The sequence below is a fragment of the Pseudomonas sp. NBB genome, assembly GCF_032701105.1.
GTDB classification, from domain to species: Bacteria; Pseudomonadota; Gammaproteobacteria; order Pseudomonadales; family Pseudomonadaceae; genus Aquipseudomonas; species Aquipseudomonas asiatica.
This window is the reverse complement of the sequence record NZ_CP103994.1, coordinates 4,189,327-4,209,955: the sequence shown is the minus strand read 5'-3', so window position 1 is coordinate 4,209,955 and position 20,629 is coordinate 4,189,327. Positions and strand designations below refer to the sequence as shown.

Here is a 20,629-nt window from a genome sequence, read left to right as displayed (position 1 = left end):
ATGGCGGTCAGGCGCCTTCGCCTCCGGGCAGCCTTCCGAGCAGCGGTGGGGTAGGCCCTGGGGCGGCAGGTTCGTCATCGAAGCCCGCAGGCACTTTGCCCCGCAGGTGCCAGGCAAAGGCGATGATTTCGGCAATGGTCAGGTACAGCGCCTCCGGTATCTGGTCCCCCAGCTCCAGGCGCGCCAGCAGGCGCACCAGCTCGGCATTTTCGTAGATCGGCACCTCGTGCTCGCGGGCCAATGCCAGGATGACCTCGGCCAGCGCATCGTCGCCCTTGGCGGTGAGGGTAGGGGCTTGCTGCCCGTCGTAGAACAGGGCAATCGCCTGCCGTGCAGGTTGGTGCGTCATGCGTTCTCATCCACCCAGCGTTGTTCAACCCGCGTACGCGGGCCTTGTGGCGGGATACCAGGATGGCATTCCAGATCACCCACATCCAGGCCCCGCGCCAACAGGCGTTCGCGCAAGCTGCCGAGCTGGCTGTCGATCAGCCGGGCTGTCGCCTCGCGTTCCGCCCAAAGCTGGCCACCCAGGCGGCCTTGGCTCAGTTGTGCCTGGACCTGCACCGGGCCAAGGGGCGAGAGGTCGAAAGCCAGCTCGATACGCCACAGGGCTTGCAGCGGGTCGGCTGATTCCTGCTGGCGGTCGGCTTGCTGTTGTGGCGTTTCCTCGCGTTGCAGCTTGACCTGCAACGGGATGAACTCCTGGCCGTGACGGATCGGCACTTCGGTTTGCCAGGTGGTCTGCAGGTTGCCGTTTTCCAGGGTACCGGTTTGTTGCAGGCTGCTCATGGCGTGGCTTTGCAGGCGCGACACGGCAGCGGCGGCCAGGCGCAGCAGTTGTTGCAGGTCGCCTTCGTCTTCCATGGCCTTGAGCAGGCGCGACGGCAGCGGGAATGCGCCCGGCTGCGGCTTGGGGCTGACCCGTTCGAGCATGCCCAGCGCGCTGCGGGCCAGGGCCGGCATGGTTACGGCCAGGCTGGCGGGCGCCAGGTTGGGCGCCCCGGGTATGCTGGCCGGCGCGACGGTGATCAGCCGCAGCAAGTGCGCCTTGAGGTCGGTGGCGACGCTGGCCGGGAGACCGCCCAGCAGTTTGGCTTCGAGAAAGGTACCGCTGTTGTTCAGGGCTTGGGCCACTGCCTTGGCATCACCCAGTTGCCGGGCTTCTGGCAGGCCCGCCAGCAGGCGTTCGGCGCTGGCTCGCAGTTCGCCATCGGCGCCCGGGTCGTGGGCCACCTGTTGCAAGGCATTGAGCAGGCCGGGCAGCGAAGCCTGGCGGTTTTGCTGGGTCAGCAGCTGTTGGGCAATGCTGAGCTGGTCCTGGCGGCCGCTGAGCGGTACGAAACGCAGCGACTGGTCGCCCTGCACCAGCGCGCTGAGCAGGCTACCGACGGCCAGCGGTCGCGGGCTTTCCACGCTCAGGGTTGCGCCGGCCTGGGCACTGTTCAGCAGGCTGACCAGCGCCCGGTAGACGGCGGGCTGGCCGGGCGCCTGGGCCAGCGCCTGGTTGGTCAGGACCTTGCCCTGCAGCAGGGTGCCGACCGGCACCTTGCTGGTGTCCAGCTGAGTGAGGGTGGCGACCTGGCTGGCGCTGGCCTGCTGCAGCATGATCGCCAGGCGGTTGCTTTCGGTCTGGCTGACCGTAACCTGGCTACCCTGGGGCAGGGGCTGGCTGGCGCTGGCTTGCAGCTGGGTCTGGGTGCCGTTGGCCTGCATCAGCCGCAGCACCAGCTGAAAGTCCTGGCCCACCTGGCGCAACGACATGACCTCGGCCTGCGCGGTCTCGCCGGGGGCCATCAAGCCGGGCTGCGGTTGCGTCAGGCGCAGCAGTTCGCCGGTCATGCCCGCCTTGATGGCCTGGGGGCTGATCGCGGTTTGTGCGCCGAGACTGTTGATTTCACTCATGTAGGGTCTACAACCTTTCGAGCTCGCCTGGTTCGCAGCGTGGCGCTGCGTGTCGTCATGCAGTCCGCCCGTTGTTGCCAGTATAACGGCAGCGCTGACAGCGACTTGAGGCGGGAGCCCGGAAAGCGTGCCGGCCTGGAGCTATGAGCCCCAGGCCGGCACACGTCCAGCGTTGTCTCAGTGATTCAGGTTCCTCCAGGCGAACCCGTTGTTCACTCGCACAACTCGGTTCACGCGGAACAGTGACTGGAGGCTGGCTTGCAGCTCTTCATCAGACACTGGCCTCAGGTCCGCGCCCAGCAGCGTAGGTGTCTCCAGCAGCGGGCAGCTGAGCAGCTTGTATATCTGTTTCATTTGCCGATAAGCAGGCAAGGCCCGGTCAACGACGTGATTGAACATTTCAATACCGGTCAAGTTACTCAGCGCCTTGGCATAGGTGGCGTACTTGGCGCCCCGGGCTCCTTGGGCCGGCCAGTTCTGTTTCTGGCTGAAGAATCCTGGGCGGGTGTCCAGCCGACGTTCCATTTCGTCTATGACCCTGCGCAAGGACGGGTTGCGGGGATGGCTGCCAATTACGCTGGTATTGTATTGCTGATGCGCGCCTCTGAATGGGTTGGAGCTCGGCTGCTCGAGCAATAGGCCCTCGGGCGATGCCTCCAACGGCACATTGCCGATCCAGTCGCTGGGTGCGTGGGCATTGACGATACCTGCCGCCGCAGGATGATCAGACGGTGCCAGCAGGTCATTGTTGATATCCATGTACAAGCCGCCTTCGTGATAGAGCGCATGGTATTTCAATATGTCATTGGCTGCGGTTATGTGTGAGGACCCGCGCTCCGGTCCCTCCATGGCGGCATCGTAATAGCGCTTGGAGTACCCCATTTCGCGGTAGAAACCTTGGTGTTCGAGGGGCAATACCTGCAGGTCGGGAGCGACGCGGGCCAAGGCGCGGCTATTCATGACGAAGGCGTCATAGTTTGCGTTGGACAGGTAAAGAACATGAGCAAAGCCGCTCTCGTTGAGCAGCCTGGAATTGCGGCTGACATGCGCGAGCGACGCCGGCGAGATGGGATCACCGCTGGGCCATAGATGGATCACTCTCTTGGGGATAGGCAGCTGATTTACGTGGGTGACCCTCGGCACTTCGACGGGGAGCGGGAGTTCTATACCGAGACTGCGCAGCGTGCTTTCGCGCATGGCGTTGCTAACGTTGCGAGGGCCGTTGAATGCCGGTTGGTATGTGCGCAACCTAGCGTTCTCGGCGATGAAGCGGGTGGGTGCAGCTTCACCCACATCGCTTGACCTGACAAACGCGTCGGCATTCAGGTCGTAGACAAAGTCCGTTTCCGGATTATGCACATCTATCAGCGTGTCCATGCCCGCATGGGTGGTTTGCCGGCGGATTACTGTTTCGCCTGCATGAGGGGGGAGCGGTTCGACCGGCACCGGCTGCTCGAAGTACGCCTGAAAGTTTCTACCACCCCAGCGGGGTCTTGGTGGCCGGGTTGGGCTGAGCGGGTAGCCGATCTGGCCATTTATCCTGCGAGGGGCAACAAAACCGTCGTATTGTGCCCGGAACAGTTGTTGGCTGCCGGCTCTCAGCTCTCCGAGCAGCGGCGCGGCACACAGTGCACCGAATGCAATGTTGGTGACGCCATCCAGTTTCTCTTGCAGGTTCCTGCCATTGATCACTTCATCAAGCCCAACGCCGAACTGCGCGATGCCACCAACAGCAACCAGCCATCCCAGCCCGGGCACCAGAAGCGACAGGGGCGCGAGCAGAGTCAGCGTAAGGTTGAGATAACCTCGCCATTTGGCCTTGATGAGGTCGCTATTGCTGGTGATCAAAAACTGTGCATCTTCGTAGCTGCGCTGTTTGTGCCGCAAGGCGATATGGTCGAACAGGCTGCCCGCTATCACCGGGCTGTAGGTCTCGACCTTGTAGTTGATGTACTGGGGGGACCAGCCGCGCGCTGGCACGATCAGATTGTCAATGTACAGGTAGCGCGTGCCCTGGTAATTGCCCAACCCTTCGAGCGTGGCTTGCAACCCTGAGTAGCTAAGCCCGCTTTGCAGGTCTTCGAGACGGAAATGCGCCATCAACGCCTTGCACTTTTCGGCATCCTTGCACTGCTCTACCAACCAGATTTTCATTGCGCCCTGGTTGGCAAACTCATGCACTGGCGAAGAGTTGCCAGGTATATAGAGCAGGGTCAGGCCTGAGGCCCGATCAGTGAGGCAAGGAATATCCGTAGCGACATAGCCATAGAAGTTGAGCATGCGTGCCTCAACCTGGCCGTCATGCGCGGTTTGCGAGTCATCGTCGTTGGCGATACCGGCCGAGCGCCAGGCCAGCTCGCACCCCGCTTGGCTCAGGCTACCTTCCTCGACCTGCTTGTTGCAGGCGGCGATGAAGTTTACGCGTGCCAGCATGGCGAAATCGTCAAATTGGTGCAGCCAATAGTCGTTCAATTGGGTGATGAACTCGTCATGAAAGCTCAAATTCCAGATGAATTGTTGAAACGCTTGCGTGTCGGTGATGATCTGCGTCTGGCGGTTGTATTGCATGGGCTCGGTCTTCCGGAAGAGCCCTTGATACACCAAATGGTCTTCGATCTCGCCAAAGAGGCCGCCTGGGGGGAGTCGATCGACGATATGCACGTGACCATCGGAAAAGGCCTGAGACCAGCTTTCCTGCGTAAGGCTCCATTCCTTGAAAAGGCCTATGAGGTCAAGGGCGACTAGGGCCGTGGGGCGGAGAAGGGGGGCAAGTGAAATGTTCTCCACGCTATTGGATTGATCTTGCCATTTGGACAACAGGGCCTGACTGAGCGGAATTTGCTCAACCACTTGGGCTAGCCAGCCCCCCTCGGGGTTGGGCTTGTAGTGCAAGGTAACTGCCAATGTGGTGTCGGGATCGAGATCGGTTTCCTGAGTCTTGTACCACTGCCTTATTTTTTCGGCGGCGACTCGATCTGGACGAGGAATCAGGGTGAGGTATTTGCGCGTGTGTTGGGCCGCTGATGGGTGCAAATGAGTTGTCATGTCTTGGACCTGCCATGTGAAGGAGTTGGCATGGTCGAGCCCGGGGCGACAGATCTGGAGGTATGTATTTATTGGCCGGGAGACAGTACACCGGGCATGCTCGCCGCGAGGGATTGTGCGGCGAGACTATTGATTTCAGTCATGATTGTATACAACCTGTCGAACCCGCCCTCTTGGCAGCGCGGCGGCGCGTGTAATAATGCCGGCCGTCCGTCGTTGCCAGTATAACGGCAGCGAGGGGGCGACTTGAGATACAGGGCTAGAGGTTGGCGTCGCCTGCTTCGCGGGTGAACCCGCTCCTACAAGGGTTTGCGCAGCTTTCAAACCCTGCGTTGAACCTGTGGGAGCGGGTTTACCCGCGAAGCAGGCGACGCCGACCTCTAGCCCTACAAAGATAAGGCGAAACCGTGACCCTTCACCTCCAAGCCGCGGGCCTGGCCTGCGAGCGCGACTGGCGCCTGCTGTTCGAGCACCTCGCTTTCGAGCTGCGGCCCGGCGACATGCTGCAGATCAGCGGCCCCAACGGCAGCGGCAAGACCAGCCTGCTGCGCTTGCTGGCCGGCCTGATGCAGCCGACGGCCGGGCAGATCCTGCTGGGCGGCAAGCCACTGGCCGAACAGCGCCACGCCCTGGCCAGCATCCTGTTGTGGATCGGCCATGCAGCGGGCATCAAGGACCTGCTCACCGCCGAGGAGAACCTCACCTGGCTGTGCGCCCTGCACCAGCCGGCCAGCCGCGAGGCGATCTGGGCGGCACTGGCGGCCGTCGGCCTGCGTGGTTTCGAAGACGTGCCCTGCCACACCCTGTCTGCCGGCCAGCAGCGCCGCGTGGCCCTGGCCCGGCTGTACCTGGCCAGCCCGCCGCTGTGGATCCTCGACGAACCCTTCACCGCCCTCGACAAGCAGGGCGTGGCGCAGCTCGAGGCGCACCTGGCGGCCCACTGCGAGCAGGGCGGCACGGTAGTGCTGACCACCCACCACACGCTGGAACGCAAGCCCTCCGGTTACCGTGAACTGAACCTGGGGCAATGGGCGGCATGAGCGTATTCATCCTGTTGTTGCGCCGCGAAGCGCGCCTGCTGTTCCGCCGCCCGGCCGAGCTGGCCAACCCGTTGGTGTTCTTCGCCATAGTGGTTGCACTGTTCCCGCTGGCAGTCGGCCCGGAAAGCCAATTGTTGCAAACCTTGTCGCCAGGCCTGGTCTGGGTGGCGGCACTGCTGGCGGTGCTGTTGTCGCTGGACGGCCTGTTCCGCAGCGATTTCGAGGACGGCTCGCTGGAACAGTGGGTGCTGTCGCCGCACCCGTTGGCGCTGCTGGTGCTGGCCAAGGTGCTGGCGCACTGGATCTTTTCCGGGCTGGCGCTGGTATTGTTGGCGCCGCTGCTGGCACTGATGCTGGGGCTGCCGAGCCATTGCCTGCCGGTGCTGCTCGGTTCCCTGCTGCTGGGCACGCCGGTGCTGAGCCTGCTGGGGGCGGTGGGCGCGGCGCTGACAGTCGGTCTGAAACGCGGCGGTTTGCTGCTGGCATTGCTGATTCTGCCGTTGTATATCCCTGTATTGATCCTGGGCAGTGGTGCGTTGCAAGCGGCGTTGCAGAATATGCCGGCAACCGGCCACCTGCTCTGGCTCGCCAGCCTGACGGCCCTGGCCGTGACCCTGGCACCCTTTGCGATAGCGGCCGGCCTGAAGATCAGCGTCGGCGAATAACGAGTCCCGGGCTTTCAAGCCCGGCCAATACCCTGGATGTACCCTGATGAAAATAAGCTGGACGTGGTTCCACAAGCTGGGCTCCCCCAAATGGTTCTATGCCATCAGCGGCCGCATGCTGCCGTGGCTTGCCGGCGCTGCCGTGCTCCTGCTGCTGGTCGGCATCACCTGGGGCCTGGCCTTCGCCCCCCAGGACTACCAGCAAGGCAACAGCTTCCGCATCATCTACATCCACGTGCCGGCGGCGATGCTGGCGCAGTCCTGCTACGTGCTGCTGGCAGTGGCCGGGGTGGTGGGGCTGGTATGGAAGATGAAACTGGCCGACGTCGCCTTGCAATGCGCCGCCCCCATCGGCGCCTGGATGACCGCGGTGGCGCTGGTCACCGGGGCCATCTGGGGCAAGCCCACCTGGGGAAGCTGGTGGGTCTGGGATGCCCGACTGACGTCCATGCTCATCCTGTTGTTCCTGTACTTCGGCATTATTGCGCTGGGCCAGGCAATCAGTAATCGTGACAGTGCAGCCAAGGCCTGTGCGGTACTGGCGATCGTCGGCGTGGTGAACATCCCGATCATCAAGTACTCGGTGGAGTGGTGGAACACCCTGCACCAGGGCGCCACTTTCACCCTCACCGAAAAGCCGGCGATGCCCGCAGAAATGTGGTTGCCGCTGCTGTGCACGGCGCTGGGCTTCTACTGCTTCTTTGGCGCGGTGCTGTTGCTGCGCATGCGCCTTGAAGTGCTCAAGCGCGAAGCGCGCGCCAGTTGGGTCAAGGACGAAGTATTGAACAGCCTGGGGCGGAGGGCCGCACAATGAGTTTCGCCACTTTCGGTGACTTTCTCGCCATGGGCCACCATGGCCTGTACGTGTGGACGGCCTATGGCATCTGCCTGGCAGTGCTGGCGCTGAATGTCGCCGCGCCCGTGCTGGCCCGCCGTCGCTACCTGCAAGATGAGGCGCGCCGTTTGCGCCGGGAGAACAACCAGTGAATCCGCAGCGCAAGAAACGCCTGTTGCTCATCGTCGGCCTGCTGGTCGGCGTCGGGGTTGCCGTCGGCTTTGCCTTGAGCGCATTGCAGCAGAACATCAACCTGTTCTACACCCCGACCCAGATCGCCAACGGCGAAGCGCCGCTGGACACCCGCATCCGCGCCGGCGGCATGGTCGAGAAAGGTTCGGTGCAGCGTTCGTCCGATTCGCTGGACGTGCGCTTCGTGGTCACCGACTTCAACAAGTCGGTGCCGATCACCTACCGTGGCATCCTCCCCGACCTGTTCCGCGAAGGGCAGGGCATCGTCGCCCTCGGCAAGCTCAACGCCGATGGCGTGGTGGTGGCCGATGAAGTACTGGCCAAGCACGACGAGAAGTACATGCCGCCCGAGGTTACCAAGGCCCTGAAGGAAAGCGGCCAGGCCGCCAGCGGCGGGGAGGCCAGGCCATGAACGCGGCGCTGGTGATCCCCGAACTCGGCCAGCTGGCGATGATCCTGGCCATCTGCTTTGCTGCCGTGCAGGCCAGCGTGCCGCTGCTCGGCGCCTGGCGTGGCGACAGCCTGTGGATGAGCCTGGCGCGGCCGGCGGCCTGGGGGCAGTTCGCCTTCCTGGCCTTTGCCTTCGCCTGCCTGACCCATGCCTTCATGACCGACAACTTCTCGGTCGCCTATGTGGCCAGCAACTCCAACAGCGCCTTGCCCTGGTACTACAAGTTCAGTGCCGTGTGGGGGGCGCACGAAGGTTCGCTGTTGCTGTGGGCGCTGATCCTCGGCGGCTGGACCTTCGCCGTATCGGTGTTCTCGCGGCAGTTGCCGCAGGTGATGCTGGCCCGCGTGCTGGCGGTAATGGGCATGATCAGCGTGGGCTTCCTGAGCTTCCTGATCATCACCTCCAACCCGTTCCAGCGCCTGCTGCCGCAGGTGCCGACCGATGGCCGCGACCTCAACCCGCTGTTGCAGGACTTTGGCCTGATCGTCCACCCGCCGATGCTGTACATGGGCTACGTCGGGTTCTCGGTGGCCTTCGCCTTCGCCATCGCCGCCTTGCTCGGTGGCCGCCTGGACGCCGCCTGGGCGCGCTGGTCGCGGCCCTGGACCATCGTTGCCTGGGCCTTCCTCGGTGTCGGCATTACCCTGGGTTCGTGGTGGGCCTACTATGAACTGGGCTGGGGTGGCTGGTGGTTCTGGGACCCTGTGGAAAACGCCTCGTTCATGCCTTGGCTGGTGGGTACGGCGCTGATCCACTCGCTGGCGGTGACCGAGAAGCGCGGGGTATTCAAGAGCTGGACCGTGCTGCTGGCGATTGCCGCGTTCTCGCTGAGCCTGCTGGGTACCTTCCTGGTGCGCTCCGGTGTCCTGACCTCGGTGCATGCGTTTGCCGCCGACCCGTCGCGGGGCATTTTCATCCTGATCTTCCTGCTGTTCGTGGTCGGTGGTTCGCTCACTCTGTTCGCCTTGCGCGCACCGGTGGTCAAGAGCCAGGTCGGCTTTGCCCTGTGGTCGCGCGAGACGCTGCTGCTGGCCAACAACCTGGTGCTGGTAGTGGCGGCCTCGATGATTCTGCTCGGCACCCTCTACCCGCTGGTGCTCGATGCGTTGACCGGTGCCAAGCTGTCGGTCGGCCCACCGTATTTCGACGCCTTGTTCCTGCCGCTGATGGCACTGCTGATGGTGGTGCTGGGCGTGGGCGTGGTGGTGCGCTGGAAAGACACCCCCGGCAAATGGCTGGCCAGCATGATGACCCCGGTGCTGCTCGGCAGCGCCATCCTCGCGCCGGTGGCAGGCTTTATCGTCGACGACTTCGACTGGCCGACCCTGACCGCCTTCGCCCTGGCCGCCTGGGTGGTGCTTGGCGGGCTGCGCGACATTCTCGACAAGACCCGTCACAAAGGCCTGCTCAAGGGCCTGCCTGGCCTGGGTCGCAGCTACTGGGGCATGCAGCTGGCGCACCTGGGCCTGGCGGTGTGCGCGCTGGGCGTGGTGCTGTCGAGCAACAACAGCGCCGAACGCGACCTGCGCATGGCACCGGGCGAGAGCGTGGAGCTGGGCGGTTACCACTTCCTGTTCCAGGGGGCCCGGCACTTCGAAGGGCCGAACTTCATCTCCGACAAGGGCACCGTGGTGGTCAGCCGCGATGGCCGTGAAGTGACCACCCTGCACCCGGAGAAGCGCCTGTACACCGTGCAGCAGTCGATGATGACCGAAGCCGGCATCGACGCCGGCTTTACCCGCGACCTGTACGTCGCCCTCGGCGAGCCGCTGGAGAACGGCGCCTGGGCAGTACGTGTGCATATCAAGCCTTACGTCCGCTGGATCTGGCTGGGCGGTCTGCTGACCGGCCTGGGCGGGTTGCTGGCGGCCCTCGACCGGCGCTATCGCGTCAAGGTCAAGACCCGGGTGCGTGATGCCCTGGGCGTGTCTGGAGCAGCTGCATGAAGCGTTGGATCATGGTAGTCCCCCTAGCGGTATTCCTGCTGGTGGCGGTGTTCCTCTACAAAGGGCTGTTCCTCAAGCCCGACGAGCTGCCCTCGGCAATGATCGGCAAGCCGTTCCCGGCGTTTTCCCTGGCCTCGACCCAGGGCGACCGTACCCTGACCGAGGGCGACTTGCGTGGCCGCCCGGCACTGGTCAACGTGTGGGCCACCTGGTGCCCGTCGTGCAAGGTAGAGCACCCGTACCTGAACCAGCTGGCCCAGCAGGGCGTGGTGATCCACGGCGTCAACTACAAGGACGACAATGCGGCGGCCCTGAAGTGGCTGGCCGAGTTCCACAACCCGTACCAGCTGGACATTCGTGACGAGCAGGGCAGCCTGGGCCTGGACCTGGGCGTGTATGGCGCGCCGGAAACCTTCCTGATCGATGCCAAGGGCATCATCCGCTACAAGCACGTGGGCGTGGTCGATGCCACGGTCTGGCGTGAGCAGCTGGCGCCGCTGTACCAGGGCCTGGTCGACGAGGCCAGGCCATGAAGCGGGGGCTGGCAGCTGCCGTGCTGGGGCTCTTCATGGGATTGAGCCTGGCAGGCGTGGCCAAGGCGGCCATCGACACCTACCAGTTCCGCGACGATGCCGAGCGTGAGCGCTACCAGCAGCTGACCAAAGAGCTGCGCTGCCCCAAGTGCCAGAACCAGGACATCGCCGACTCCAACGCGCCGATTGCCGCCGACCTGCGTCGGGAAATCTTCCGCATGCTCGGCGAGGGCAAGAGCAACCAGCAGATCGTCGACTTCATGGTCGACCGCTATGGCGACTTCGTGCGCTACAAGCCGGCGCTCAGCGGGCGTACCTGGCTGCTGTGGTTCGGCCCGGGGATTTTGCTGGCCGGTGGTTTCGTGGTGCTGGCGCTGATCGTGCGCCGGCGCCGCAGTGCGGCCGTGCAGGGCGCCAATGAGTTGTCCGCCGAAGAACGCGAGCGTCTCGCCAAATTGCTGGAAAAAGAACAGACCCATGATTGAATTCTGGCTTAGCGCGGGCCTGCTGCTGCTCGCTGCCCTCAGCTTCCTGCTGATCCCGATCCTGCGTGGCCGTGGCCGCCAGCAGGAAGAAGACCGCACCGCCCTGAACGTGGCACTGTACCAGGAGCGCGTCGCCGAACTGGTTGCCCAGCAGGCCGCTGGCGTGCTCGACGAGCCGCAGATGGCCAAGGGCCGTGACGAGGCCGCCCGTGAGCTGCTGGCGGATACCGAAGGTGCCGAGGCCCCGCGCCAGGGGCACCTGGGCAAGGCCCTGCCGTTGCTGGCGGCGCTGCTGGTGCCGCTGCTGGCATTGGGGCTGTACCTGCATTTCGGCGCGGCCGACAAGGTTGAGCTGACCCAGGAGTTTGCCGAAGCGCCCAAATCGATGGAAGAAATGACTGCCCGCCTGGAGCGGGTGGTGCAGGCCCAGCCGGATTCGGCCGAGGCCGTGTACTTCCTGGGCCGAGCCTACATGGCCGAGCAGCGCCCCGCCGATGCCGCGCGTACCTTCGAGCGCGCCGTGGCCCTGGCCGGTCGCCAGCCCGAATTGCTCGGGCAATGGGCACAGGCGCTGTACTTCGCCGCCGACAAGAAATGGAGCCCGCAGCTGCAGGCGCTGACTGACGAGGCGCTGAAAGCCGACCCCAACGAAGTGACCAGCCTGGGGCTGCGTGGTATCGCTGCCTTCGAGGGCGAGCGTTACCAGGAAGCCATCGATTACTGGAAGCGCCTGCTGGCGCAGCTGCCGGAAGGTGATACCTCGCGTGCGGCGCTGCAGGGCGGCATCGACCGCGCCGCCGAGCGCCTGGGTGGTTCGCCGGGGCAGTCTGCGGCGCCCGTGGCGGCTCGCTTGAAGGTGCGCGTGGAACTGGCGGCGGCGTTGAAGGACAAGGTCAAGGCGGACGACACGGTATTCATCTTCGCCCGCGCCAGCAATGGCCCACCCATGCCGCTGGCGGCCAAGCGGGTGACCGTGGCGCAGTTGCCGATCGAGGTGGAATTGTCCGATGCTGACGCCATGATGCCGCAGATGAAACTGTCGGACTTTGCCGAAGTCCAACTCGTTGCACGTGTATCACGCGCTGGCCAGCCAACCCATGGCGAGTGGATTGGCCAGGGCACGCCATTGCCCAGCGCCACCCAGGCCATCCAGCACCTGACCATCGACAGCCCCGACCCGTAAGAGAGCAATGCCATGCACAGCATCGTCCGCCTGACCCTGATCACCCTGGCCCTGGGTTTGTCTGCGTGTACGGTGCATGAGCCGTACGAGCAGCCCGAACCACCGATCGAGCGCCTGCCGCCGCCGGGGCCGGCGGTCAAGCCCTTGCCGGACAGGCAGCCGGCCCCCGCGCCGAGCAAGCCTGCGGCCACGCCCAAGCCGATGCCTCGCACCTCGGCCAGCTTCGCGCCGCCGCCTGGCGGGGCAAGCCATTGGGACCCTAAGCTGGGTGTGTATGTGCTGGAGAAGAAGCCCAATACCTTCTACCGCCAGCGGACCTACTACCGCTTCAACAACGGCTGGAGCTGGTCGCTGAGCCCGGATGGACCGTGGCAGGAGACTGACAGCAGCGGTGTGCCGGGTGGTCTGGGGCGTGCGTTCGCCCAATAATTGCAACGTTGCCGTTGCCGTTGCTTTTAAGCGCGCGGTAGTCCAGGCGCCGCCGATTGCGACTTCAGGAGGCCGAGCGAAGGGACTGCGGAGGGAGGTGACGGGCATGGATGCCCGTCAAGCGCTGAGGCCCCATGGATGGGGCCTGCAGCGCGTACTCCCGGGAGCAGGCCCGTAGCGAGGGGACCCCGGAGCGCAGCGTAGGGGCCGGATGATAGGAGCCAGCGTTTTTTGGTTACTTTTTGTCGCGTTTGACAAAAAGTGACCCGCCGTAAGGGCGGAAAGGTGAATAAGCGCCACCTTCGAAAATGAATGTTGACCTTGTTGTTGATGCCCACGCTTGAAAGCGAAGAGCGAAGAGCGAAGAGCGAAGAGCGAAGAGCGAAGAGCGAAGAGCGGAAAAGTACTGGTCTTGATATCGCGCATAGTCCATTTACGATGGCGACGCTTACTCACCTTTTCGCCCTTACGGCGAGTCACTTTTTGCCAAACGCGGCAAAAAGTAACCAAAAAACGCTGCGCTCCCATCATCCGGCCCCTGCGCTGCGCTCCGGGGTTCCCTCGCGCCGGTCTTGCTCCCGGGAGTACGCGCTGCAGGCCCCATCCATGGGGCCTCAGCGCTTGACGGGCATCCATGCCCGTCACCTCCCTCCGCAAGACCTCTGCTCGGCCTCCTGAAGTCGCGAAGATCAAGATCAAGATCAAGAGCAGAACAGTGCAGAACAGTGCAGTGCAGAGCAGAACAGAACAGTGCAGTTTCACTTCTTTATTTCGGTTGACTGTACTGGCCGGTGACTCCGCATAATGTCGCCTCGAACTGACCCGGAGGTGGCATGCACAAGACAGTCCTGGTGCTGGTGGAAACCGTCGATGATTACCTGCCCATGCTGGAGCAGGCCGGCTACCGTTTGATCCGCGCCCCTTCGCCGCAACTGCGGGCCCAGGCCATCCAGCGCCATGGCCATGAAATCGATGCCGTGCTCACCCGCGGCCCGCTGGGCCTGACTGCCAGCGAAATCCACACGCTGTCCAAACTGCAGATCATCTGCGTGATCGGTGCCGGCTACGAGCAGGTCGACCTGGCCGCCGCCGCTGCGCGCGGCATCACGGTTACCAACGGCGCCGGGGCCAATGCCGAGGCAGTCGCCGACCACACCCTCGCCCTGCTGCTGGCGCTGTTGCGCGACATTCCCCGCGCCGATGCCAGTATCCGCCGGGGCGAATGGAACCGGGTGATCAGCCCCTCGGTGAGTGGCAAGCGCCTGGGCATTCTCGGCCTTGGTGCGGTGGGCCTGGCCATCGCCAGGCGCGCCCATCTGGGCTTCGCCATGCCCGTCAGCTACCACAGCCGCACGCCGCGCCAGGATGTGCCGTACACCTGGTACGACAGCCCGCAGCACCTGGCCGATGCCGTCGACATCCTGGTTGTGGCCACCCCCGGCGGTGCCAATACTCGCCATCTGGTCGATGCGCAGGTGCTCGAGGCCCTGGGGGCCGAGAGCTACCTGGTGAACATCGCCCGTGCCAGCGTGGTCGACACCCAGGCCCTGGTGGCCGCGCTGCAGCATGGCCAACTGGCTGGTGCGGCACTGGATGTGTTCGACGACGAGCCGGCTGTACCCGATGCCCTCAAGGCCCTTGGCAACACCGTGCTCACCCCCCACGTGGCCGGCCAGTCGCCGGAGGCGGCGCGCGACACGGTGACCCTGGTGCTGCGCAACCTGCAGGCGTTCTTTGCCGGCGAAGCCGTGTTGACCCCGGTACGCCAGTAACCATTTTCATACATCTGCCTGGCAGCGATCGGGCAACAAGGAGTGTGTGCATGCAACTTGAAATCTTCCAGGTCGATGCGTTTTCCGCCGAACCGTTCGGGGGCAACCCGGCGGCAGTGATCCCGCTGCAAAGCTGGCTGCCGGACGACGTGCTGCAGCGCATTGCCGAAGAGAACAACCTGTCGGAAACCGCCTACTTCGTGCGCAACGGCGAAACCTTCGACCTGCGCTGGTTCACCCCGACCGTGGAAGTCGACCTGTGCGGCCATGCCACCCTGGCCTCGGCCTATGTGCTGTTCGAACAGCTGGGCGAGCAGGTGCAGGTGCTGCGTTTCAACACCCGCAGTGGCGAGCTGCGGGTCAGCCGTAACGCCGACGGGCTGCTGGCCATGGACTTCCCGGCCAAGCAGCCGGTCGCCGTGGACATGCTGCCGGGCCTGTTGCAGGCGCTGGGCCTTGGCCAGGCACAGGCGCTGTACCGCAGTGACGACTATGTGGTGGTGATCGATGACGCCCTGTTGCTCGACACCCTGAAGCCGGATTTCGTTGCCCTGTCGGCTTTCGATGTGCGCGGTATCGCCGTTACCGCAGCAGGCCGTGGCTTTGATTTCGTCACCCGCTGGTTCGGCCCACGGGTCGGCGTGAACGAAGACCCGGTGACTGGCTCGGCGCACACCTCGCTGGCGCCGATATGGGCAGAGCGGCTGGGTAGGAGCGTGCTGTGCTGCGAGCAGGGTGGGGGGCGCAAAGGGCAGCTGCAGTGCGAAGTGCCGGGTAATGGCCGGGTGATCATCAGCGGGCGGGCGGCGTTGTACCTGCGCGGTACGGTGTACATCTGACCTCGGGCAACTGTCTTGTGCTGCCTGTGCCGGCGATGAGGCCGGTATAGGCATCTATACTTGCTGGCCCATCTTCCGCTGAAGGAGCCAGCCATGACCCTGGAAAAACACGGCACCTGCCTGTGCGGCGCCACCCGGCTCAAGGTCACCGTCGACAATACCGATATCAGCGCCTGCCACTGCAGCATGTGCCGCAAATGGACCGGCGGCCCATTGCTGGTGGTGCATTGTAGCCAGCCACCGGTGATCGAAGGGCGCGCACCCAGCGTCTATGAGTCTTCCGATTGGGCCCAGCGCGGCTTCTGCGGCCAGTGCGGCACGCACCTGTACTACCGGCTCAAGGCCAATGACTTCCACGCCGTGCCGGTCGGCCTGCTCGACGGCGACCAGGAATGGCATTTCGACTTGCAGATCTTCGTCGAACAGAAACCCGCCTGGTATTGCTTCGCCAACCAGACCAAGGAACTGACTGGCCAGGAAGCCTTCGAGCAGCTCGGCTGATTCAGGCGGCGTGCTGTGATCGATGCGCCAGCACGAAACGCCACGCGAACTTGCCAAACCGGTGCATTCCTGAGAAAAGGGCGGCTTTGTTTCCAGCGTTGGAGTATGCCCCGTGAGCCAAGAACTGCAGATCATCGACCTTGTGGAGGGGGATGGCAAAGCCGCCGTCAAAGGCGCCCTGATCACCACCCAGTACACCGGCTGGCTGGCCGACGGCAGCGAGTTCGACTCGTCCTGGTCGCGCGGCAAGCCGTTCCAGTGCGTGATCGGCACTGGTCGGGTAATCAAGGGGTGGGATCAAGGCCTGATGGGTATGCGCGTTGGCGGCAAGCGCAAGTTGCTGGTACCGGCGCACCTGGGCTATGGCGAACGCAGCGTGGGGGCGATTCCGCCGAATTCGGATTTGACCTTCGAGATCGAATTGCTGGAAGTGCTGACACGGGAGGATTGAGGAAAAGGACTACACGCGCTGTCGGCCAGTGTCTGATTGAGGTGCCGCCCGGGTATGGCTAACCTTGCAGACTCACTGAGTGAAGAGGGTAGCCTATCCATGAAATCGCATTTTTCCTCACGGGTGGTACGCAAAGCGAACGCGCTGTTGGTGGCATCAGGCGCGCGAATGGAAATCTCGTTACCACGCGAACTGGCGAGTGTGGTTACCAACTCCCGAAAGACCCGTTCGGAACTGAAGGCAGCATTCGAGGCTGCGTATTCCCGCCTGCGCAAAGGGTAAGAGCCATATGGCCGATGGCTGTTACAACCACATATACTCGGTGCTTGTGGAGAATGAGCAAGATACACTCGGTATCATTGCCTATTCGTTGTACAAGAGGCAGAAAATCGAGTTTATCCAGGCTTTCAAGATAAAGCATGACCGGGAGCCGAAGGATGAAGACTTGGCCCCTTTCCATGATGTCAGCAACAGCCCCTCGCAGATCGAGAGCTACCGCAATCAGGCCAGCCAGCTTGCTCAGGGCTTTCTTGATGCCTCGATCGCGGCGCAAGCAGTGGAGCTTGAACAGTACTATTTCGATAAAGCAAGCAGCGAAGTCAGGCAGGCCAAGCCAGGATTTTGGTTGGGTTTGGCACAAAGTCTCGTGGGCTCGATTCTCTTCGTGTTTTTGCTGGGCTTTCTGGTGTTCTTCACCTGGAGTCTGAATCAAGGCCCAAAGCAGGTTATCGAGCAGGTATTTGATGTAACCATTCTCGACTCTGTCTCTATGGAACAAGCAGCCGGGCCACCGTAACGGTAATCAGCGAGAGCAACGAGTAACGAACGGACACATTTCAGCAACACCCATCCTCTAATCTAAGCCTTGCCTAGGGAACGGCATCCACCTCCAGGGAGGAACCAAACGGGTTCAGGGCACTCTCACCCTGACTCGTTGCCAAGGACGGCATTCACTACAAGGATGCCCCGCGGTGCTGTTGGCGGGGTGATGTGGCGGGTCTACCCGATTCTTTCTGCCACATGGGCCTGTTTTGATGAAGTTGCCAACATTCTTCCGTCGTCGTCACTGGTTGCTGAGCCTGACGCTTGCAACCATAGCCGTACCGCTGGCGCTGGAAGTTGTCGAAAGCCGGGCGCAACCGGTGGATGGCACCCAGACCCTTGTGTTCCTGCGCCACGCCGAGAAGCCGGGCGAGGGGCTGGGCCAGTTGAACTGCCAGGGCCTCAACCGTGCGTTGGACCTGGCTACCGTGCTGCCCGAGCGCTTTGGCAAGGCCGACTACGTGTTCGCTGCCAACCCCTCGCGGCATGTCGAGGAAGGCAGCAAGGACCAAAGCTACAGCTACATTCGCCCGCTGATGACCATCACACCCAGCGCCATTCGCCTGGGCCTGCCGGTAAACATCGACTATGGCGCCAACGACACCGACGCGCTGGCCGAAGAGCTGCTGCGCGACAAGTACCGTAACGCGACCGTGTACACCGCCTGGTCGCATGGCTACCTCCCTGACCTGATCAATGCCGTGGCTGGCAAGGCCCTCGGTGAAAAGCGGGTGATCACCGAGGACTGGAGCGGCGACGACTTCGACACCCTCTACGTCCTGACCCTGACCTGGCACGACGGCAAGGCCAGCCTGCTCAGCCGCAATGTGCGTCAGGGCCTGAATGATGGTGCGCATAGCTGCCCGACCTGATCCGCTGGTACTGTTCTGCCGGGAAGCCTGTACAGAGTGACGATGAAGTTGTGTACACAGCGGTTGACCAGAATGATGCTTCGACAGGACCGGCCTCTTCGCGGGTAAACCCGCTCCCACAAGTACTGCGCAGGCCTTGAGAGCAATGCGGTCCCTGTGGGAGCGGGTTTACCCGCGAAGAGGCCAGGACAGGCGAAAGACTCCTAACGCCCGAACCGCATCGGCCAACCCACCACTTTCTTCACCCGTGGCGTGGCATAGGTACGGACCTTGGAGGTACTCAAGCCCATGCGCACCAGCGATTCGGCCATGGTTACCGCCGCGCTCACGCCGTCGACCACCGGCACGCCGGTGCGCTGGCGGATCTGCTCGTCCAGCCCGGCCATGCCGCCGCAACCCAGGCAGATCACCTCGGCCTTGTCGTCAGCCACCGCGCGTTCCGCCTGCTCGACAATCGCCTCCACGGCGCGCTGTGGGTCGGCTTCAAGCTCCAGCACCGCCAGCCCGCTGGCCCGCACCGATGCGCAGCGGTCATACAGGCCGGAGAGCTTCAGGCGGTCTTCGATCAGCGGCACGGTGCGGTCCAGGGTGGTCACCACCGAGTAGGCATGGCCCAGGTACATCGCCGTGCTGGCGGCTGCATCGGTGATGTCCACCACCGGCACGTTCAGCAGTTCCTGCAAGCCTTCGCGGCCATGTTCGCCGTAACCCGCCTGTATCACGGCATCATAAGGGCCTTCGTAGGCCAGCACCCGGTCCATCACCGCGATGGCGGCCAGGTAGCTTTCGAAGTTGCCTTCCACCGACTCGGCACCGAACCATGGGGTGAGGCCGATGATTTCCGTGCCGGGCGCTGCCACCGCACGGGCCTGTTCGGCAATGGCTTCGGTGATGGCTTCTGTGGTGTTGACGTTGGCGATCAGAATGCGCATGGGTAGTCCTCCCTGGTCAATGGCTGCTGTGGTCAACGGCGATGCATTCGCCGCTGACGTCGTGGTATTGGCGTTTGCGTGGGGCGATCAGCAGGTACAGGGCGGCGGCGATGCCGGCACCGATCAGCCAGGAGAACGGCGCCACGCCATGGAAGTTGGGCACCAGGGCCAGGACGATGGCCAGCAGTGCGGCCGGCACGAAGGCGGCCACCGCGCGCAGGTTGATGCCCTTGGTGTAGTGGTAGGCGCCGGCCGGGTCTTCGCTGTAAAGCTGCGGCACGTTGATGCAGCCTTTGCGCAGCAACCAGTAGTCGGACATGATCACCCCGTACAGCGGGCCGAGCAGGGCACCCAGGCCGGACAGGAAATACACGATCACCAGCGGGCTGTTGTACAGGTTCCACGGCAGGATCAGCACTGCCAGGGTGGCGCTGATCAGCCCGGCGCGGCGGAAGTTCAGGTGACGCGGTGCCAGGTTGCTGAGGACGAAGGCCGGGGCGACGAAGTTGGCCATGATGTTCACCGCCACGGTGACGATCAGGAAGGCCAGGCAGCCCAGTACCAGGTACGCTGTGCTGGGGATGGCGGCGACGATCTGGGTAGGGCTGTCGATGATCTGGCCGTTGATCTGGAACTGCGCGCCGCACAGCACCACGGTGATCACGGCGAATACCAGGATGTTCACCGGCAGGCCCCAGAAGTTGCCGACGCGGATGGTCTTGCGGCATGGCGAGGAGCGGGCGAAGTCACAGAAGTTCAGCACCAGGGTGCCGTAGATCGCCAGCCACAGCGCGCCGCCGGCAAATATGTTGCGCCACATCTCGTAGCCGGTCAGCGGTTCGGCAACCGACCAGGCGATGCGGGCGTCGGCCTTGAAGTACATGAACACCGCCAGGGCGGCGACGGTCAGCAGGATCACCGGGCCGGCAAAGGCCTCGTAGCGGCGCACCATCTCCATGCCATAGGCCAGGATCACCAGCTGTACCAGCCAGATCGACACGAAGCACACCCAGCCCAGGCTCGACAGGCCGAGGATGCTGTCGTGGTCGTAGGCTGCCATTTGCGGCCATACAGCGGTGAGCAGCACGCGCAGCACCACCGAAGCCAGGTAGGTCTGGATGCCGAACCAGGCGATGGCGATGACCGCACGAATCAGCGCCGGAATCTGTGCACCATGGATGCCGAAGGCGATGCGGCTGATGACTGGGAACGGTACGCCGGTCTTCTGCCCCATATAGCCGGACAGGTTCATGAAGAAGTACACCAGCGCCGCGCCGATGGCCAGCGACAGCAGGATCTGCCAGCCACCCAGGCCGAGGGCGAACAAACCCATGGCGAACGAGTAGTTGGCGATGTTGTGCACATCGTTGGTCCACAGCGCAAAGATGCTGTAGCCGCCCCAGCGGCGGCCTTCGATGCGCGTCGGAGCGAGGTCGCGGTTATGCAGGCGCGGGCTCAGGGCAAGTTCCGGCTGGCTGCCGGCGAGAGTGGACGCGGGGTGGGTGCTGGCGACGGATAGTTCAGGGGCAAGGTCGAAGCTGGTACTCATTCCGGCGGGCTCCTGATGCACGTGGACTGCGATGAGCGGGCATGCGCACGGGCTCGCCATCTCGTCGGTGCAGCGTTGGCATCTCAGGGTTTGGGGCGCGGCGGCCGATGTCGGGTCGGCGTCGCGGGTTCTTGTGTATTTATGTTTTGCTTAGTTTGTATACAAAACACGAACACACAAAAGCG

At 63.5% G+C, this 20,629-nt stretch carries 21 protein-coding genes; 16 read left to right on the top strand and 5 right to left on the bottom strand.

Annotated features, from left to right (window positions below; genetic code table 11):
* Positions 1–7: 7 nt before the first annotated feature.
* The 3 genes from NY023_RS19585 to NY023_RS19575 all read right to left on the bottom strand — a co-directional run bounded on the left by NY023_RS19585 (position 8) and on the right by NY023_RS19575 (position 4,947).
* Positions 8–349: an EscU/YscU/HrcU family type III secretion system export apparatus switch protein gene (locus tag NY023_RS19585; protein ID WP_013973567.1), complete on the bottom strand. Its 342-nt coding sequence runs from the start codon at positions 347–349 to the stop codon at positions 8–10.
* Positions 346–1,902 (bottom strand): flagellar hook-length control protein FliK, encoded by a 1,557-nt coding sequence (locus NY023_RS19580; protein ID WP_013973566.1) that lies wholly within the window; start codon positions 1,900–1,902, stop codon positions 346–348. The genes NY023_RS19585 and NY023_RS19580 overlap by 4 nt, the downstream gene beginning before the upstream one ends.
* A gap of 177 nt (positions 1,903–2,079) precedes the next feature.
* On the bottom strand, positions 2,080–4,947 hold the full coding sequence (locus tag NY023_RS19575; protein ID WP_013973565.1) for a dermonecrotic toxin domain-containing protein: 2,868 nt from the start codon (positions 4,945–4,947) through the stop codon (positions 2,080–2,082).
* A gap of 407 nt (positions 4,948–5,354) precedes the next feature.
* Here NY023_RS19575 and ccmA point away from each other — a divergent pair, with 407 nt between their 5' ends.
* From ccmA to NY023_RS19495, 16 genes are all read left to right on the top strand, one after another.
* Positions 5,355–5,987 (top strand): cytochrome c biogenesis heme-transporting ATPase CcmA, encoded by a 633-nt coding sequence (gene ccmA / locus NY023_RS19570; RefSeq protein ID WP_013973564.1) that lies wholly within the window; start codon positions 5,355–5,357, stop codon positions 5,985–5,987.
* A complete protein-coding gene (gene ccmB / locus NY023_RS19565) occupies positions 5,975–6,652 on the top strand; it encodes a heme exporter protein CcmB (protein WP_013973563.1) in 678 nt (225 codons plus the stop codon). Before ccmA ends, ccmB begins: the two co-directional genes overlap by 13 nt.
* Before the next feature lie 46 nt (positions 6,653–6,698).
* Entirely contained in the window at positions 6,699–7,466 is a 768-nt protein-coding gene (locus NY023_RS19560) for a heme ABC transporter permease (RefSeq protein WP_012273476.1), read from the top strand.
* Positions 7,463–7,639 carry a heme exporter protein CcmD gene (ccmD, locus tag NY023_RS19555; protein WP_013973562.1) on the top strand — a complete coding sequence of 59 codons (177 nt, stop codon included), beginning with the start codon at positions 7,463–7,465 and terminating at the stop codon, positions 7,637–7,639. The genes NY023_RS19560 and ccmD overlap by 4 nt, the downstream gene beginning before the upstream one ends.
* The gene (gene ccmE, locus NY023_RS19550) at positions 7,636–8,091 is read left to right on the top strand and encodes a cytochrome c maturation protein CcmE (RefSeq protein ID WP_013973561.1); all 456 of its coding nucleotides are present in this window, start codon (positions 7,636–7,638) and stop codon (positions 8,089–8,091) included. Before ccmD ends, ccmE begins: the two co-directional genes overlap by 4 nt.
* A gap of 11 nt (positions 8,092–8,102) precedes the next feature.
* Positions 8,103–10,076, top strand: a complete 1,974-nt coding sequence (locus NY023_RS19545; RefSeq protein WP_015271186.1) for a heme lyase CcmF/NrfE family subunit — start codon at positions 8,103–8,105, stop codon at positions 10,074–10,076.
* Positions 10,073–10,609 (top strand): DsbE family thiol:disulfide interchange protein, encoded by a 537-nt coding sequence (locus NY023_RS19540; RefSeq protein ID WP_013973559.1) that lies wholly within the window; start codon positions 10,073–10,075, stop codon positions 10,607–10,609. The genes NY023_RS19545 and NY023_RS19540 overlap by 4 nt, the downstream gene beginning before the upstream one ends.
* On the top strand, positions 10,606–11,094 hold the full coding sequence (locus NY023_RS19535; RefSeq protein WP_003257333.1) for a cytochrome c-type biogenesis protein: 489 nt from the start codon (positions 10,606–10,608) through the stop codon (positions 11,092–11,094). The genes NY023_RS19540 and NY023_RS19535 overlap by 4 nt, the downstream gene beginning before the upstream one ends.
* Complete coding sequence (gene ccmI / locus NY023_RS19530; protein WP_013973558.1) at positions 11,087–12,277, top strand: c-type cytochrome biogenesis protein CcmI; 1,191 nt, start codon at positions 11,087–11,089, stop codon at positions 12,275–12,277. Before NY023_RS19535 ends, ccmI begins: the two co-directional genes overlap by 8 nt.
* Before the next feature lie 12 nt (positions 12,278–12,289).
* Positions 12,290–12,706: a hypothetical protein gene (locus NY023_RS19525; protein ID WP_013973557.1), complete on the top strand. Its 417-nt coding sequence runs from the start codon at positions 12,290–12,292 to the stop codon at positions 12,704–12,706.
* 833 nt (positions 12,707–13,539) lie between these two features.
* Positions 13,540–14,478 carry a 2-hydroxyacid dehydrogenase gene (locus NY023_RS19520; RefSeq protein WP_013973556.1) on the top strand — a complete coding sequence of 313 codons (939 nt, stop codon included), beginning with the start codon at positions 13,540–13,542 and terminating at the stop codon, positions 14,476–14,478.
* A 50-nt stretch (positions 14,479–14,528) separates the two neighbouring features.
* Entirely contained in the window at positions 14,529–15,317 is a 789-nt protein-coding gene (locus NY023_RS19515; protein ID WP_013973555.1) for a PhzF family phenazine biosynthesis protein, read from the top strand.
* 93 nt (positions 15,318–15,410) lie between these two features.
* A complete protein-coding gene (locus NY023_RS19510; RefSeq protein ID WP_024087448.1) occupies positions 15,411–15,818 on the top strand; it encodes a GFA family protein in 408 nt (135 codons plus the stop codon).
* Positions 15,819–15,930: 112 nt separating this feature from the next.
* Positions 15,931–16,269 carry an FKBP-type peptidyl-prolyl cis-trans isomerase gene (locus NY023_RS19505; RefSeq protein ID WP_013973553.1) on the top strand — a complete coding sequence of 113 codons (339 nt, stop codon included), beginning with the start codon at positions 15,931–15,933 and terminating at the stop codon, positions 16,267–16,269.
* Positions 16,270–16,558: 289 nt separating this feature from the next.
* Positions 16,559–17,065 carry a hypothetical protein gene (locus NY023_RS19500; RefSeq protein ID WP_023661660.1) on the top strand — a complete coding sequence of 169 codons (507 nt, stop codon included), beginning with the start codon at positions 16,559–16,561 and terminating at the stop codon, positions 17,063–17,065.
* Positions 17,066–17,303: 238 nt separating this feature from the next.
* Entirely contained in the window at positions 17,304–17,963 is a 660-nt protein-coding gene (locus NY023_RS19495; protein ID WP_013973551.1) for a hypothetical protein, read from the top strand.
* Between the two features lie 203 nt (positions 17,964–18,166).
* On the opposite strand, the gene NY023_RS19490 is transcribed toward NY023_RS19495, so the two are convergent.
* Both NY023_RS19490 and NY023_RS19485 read right to left on the bottom strand, forming a co-directional pair.
* Entirely contained in the window at positions 18,167–18,895 is a 729-nt protein-coding gene (locus NY023_RS19490) for an aspartate/glutamate racemase family protein (protein ID WP_013973550.1), read from the bottom strand.
* A 16-nt stretch (positions 18,896–18,911) separates the two neighbouring features.
* A complete protein-coding gene (locus NY023_RS19485; protein ID WP_013973549.1) occupies positions 18,912–20,444 on the bottom strand; it encodes an NCS1 family nucleobase:cation symporter-1 in 1,533 nt (510 codons plus the stop codon).
* Positions 20,445–20,629: the final 185 nt, after the last annotated feature.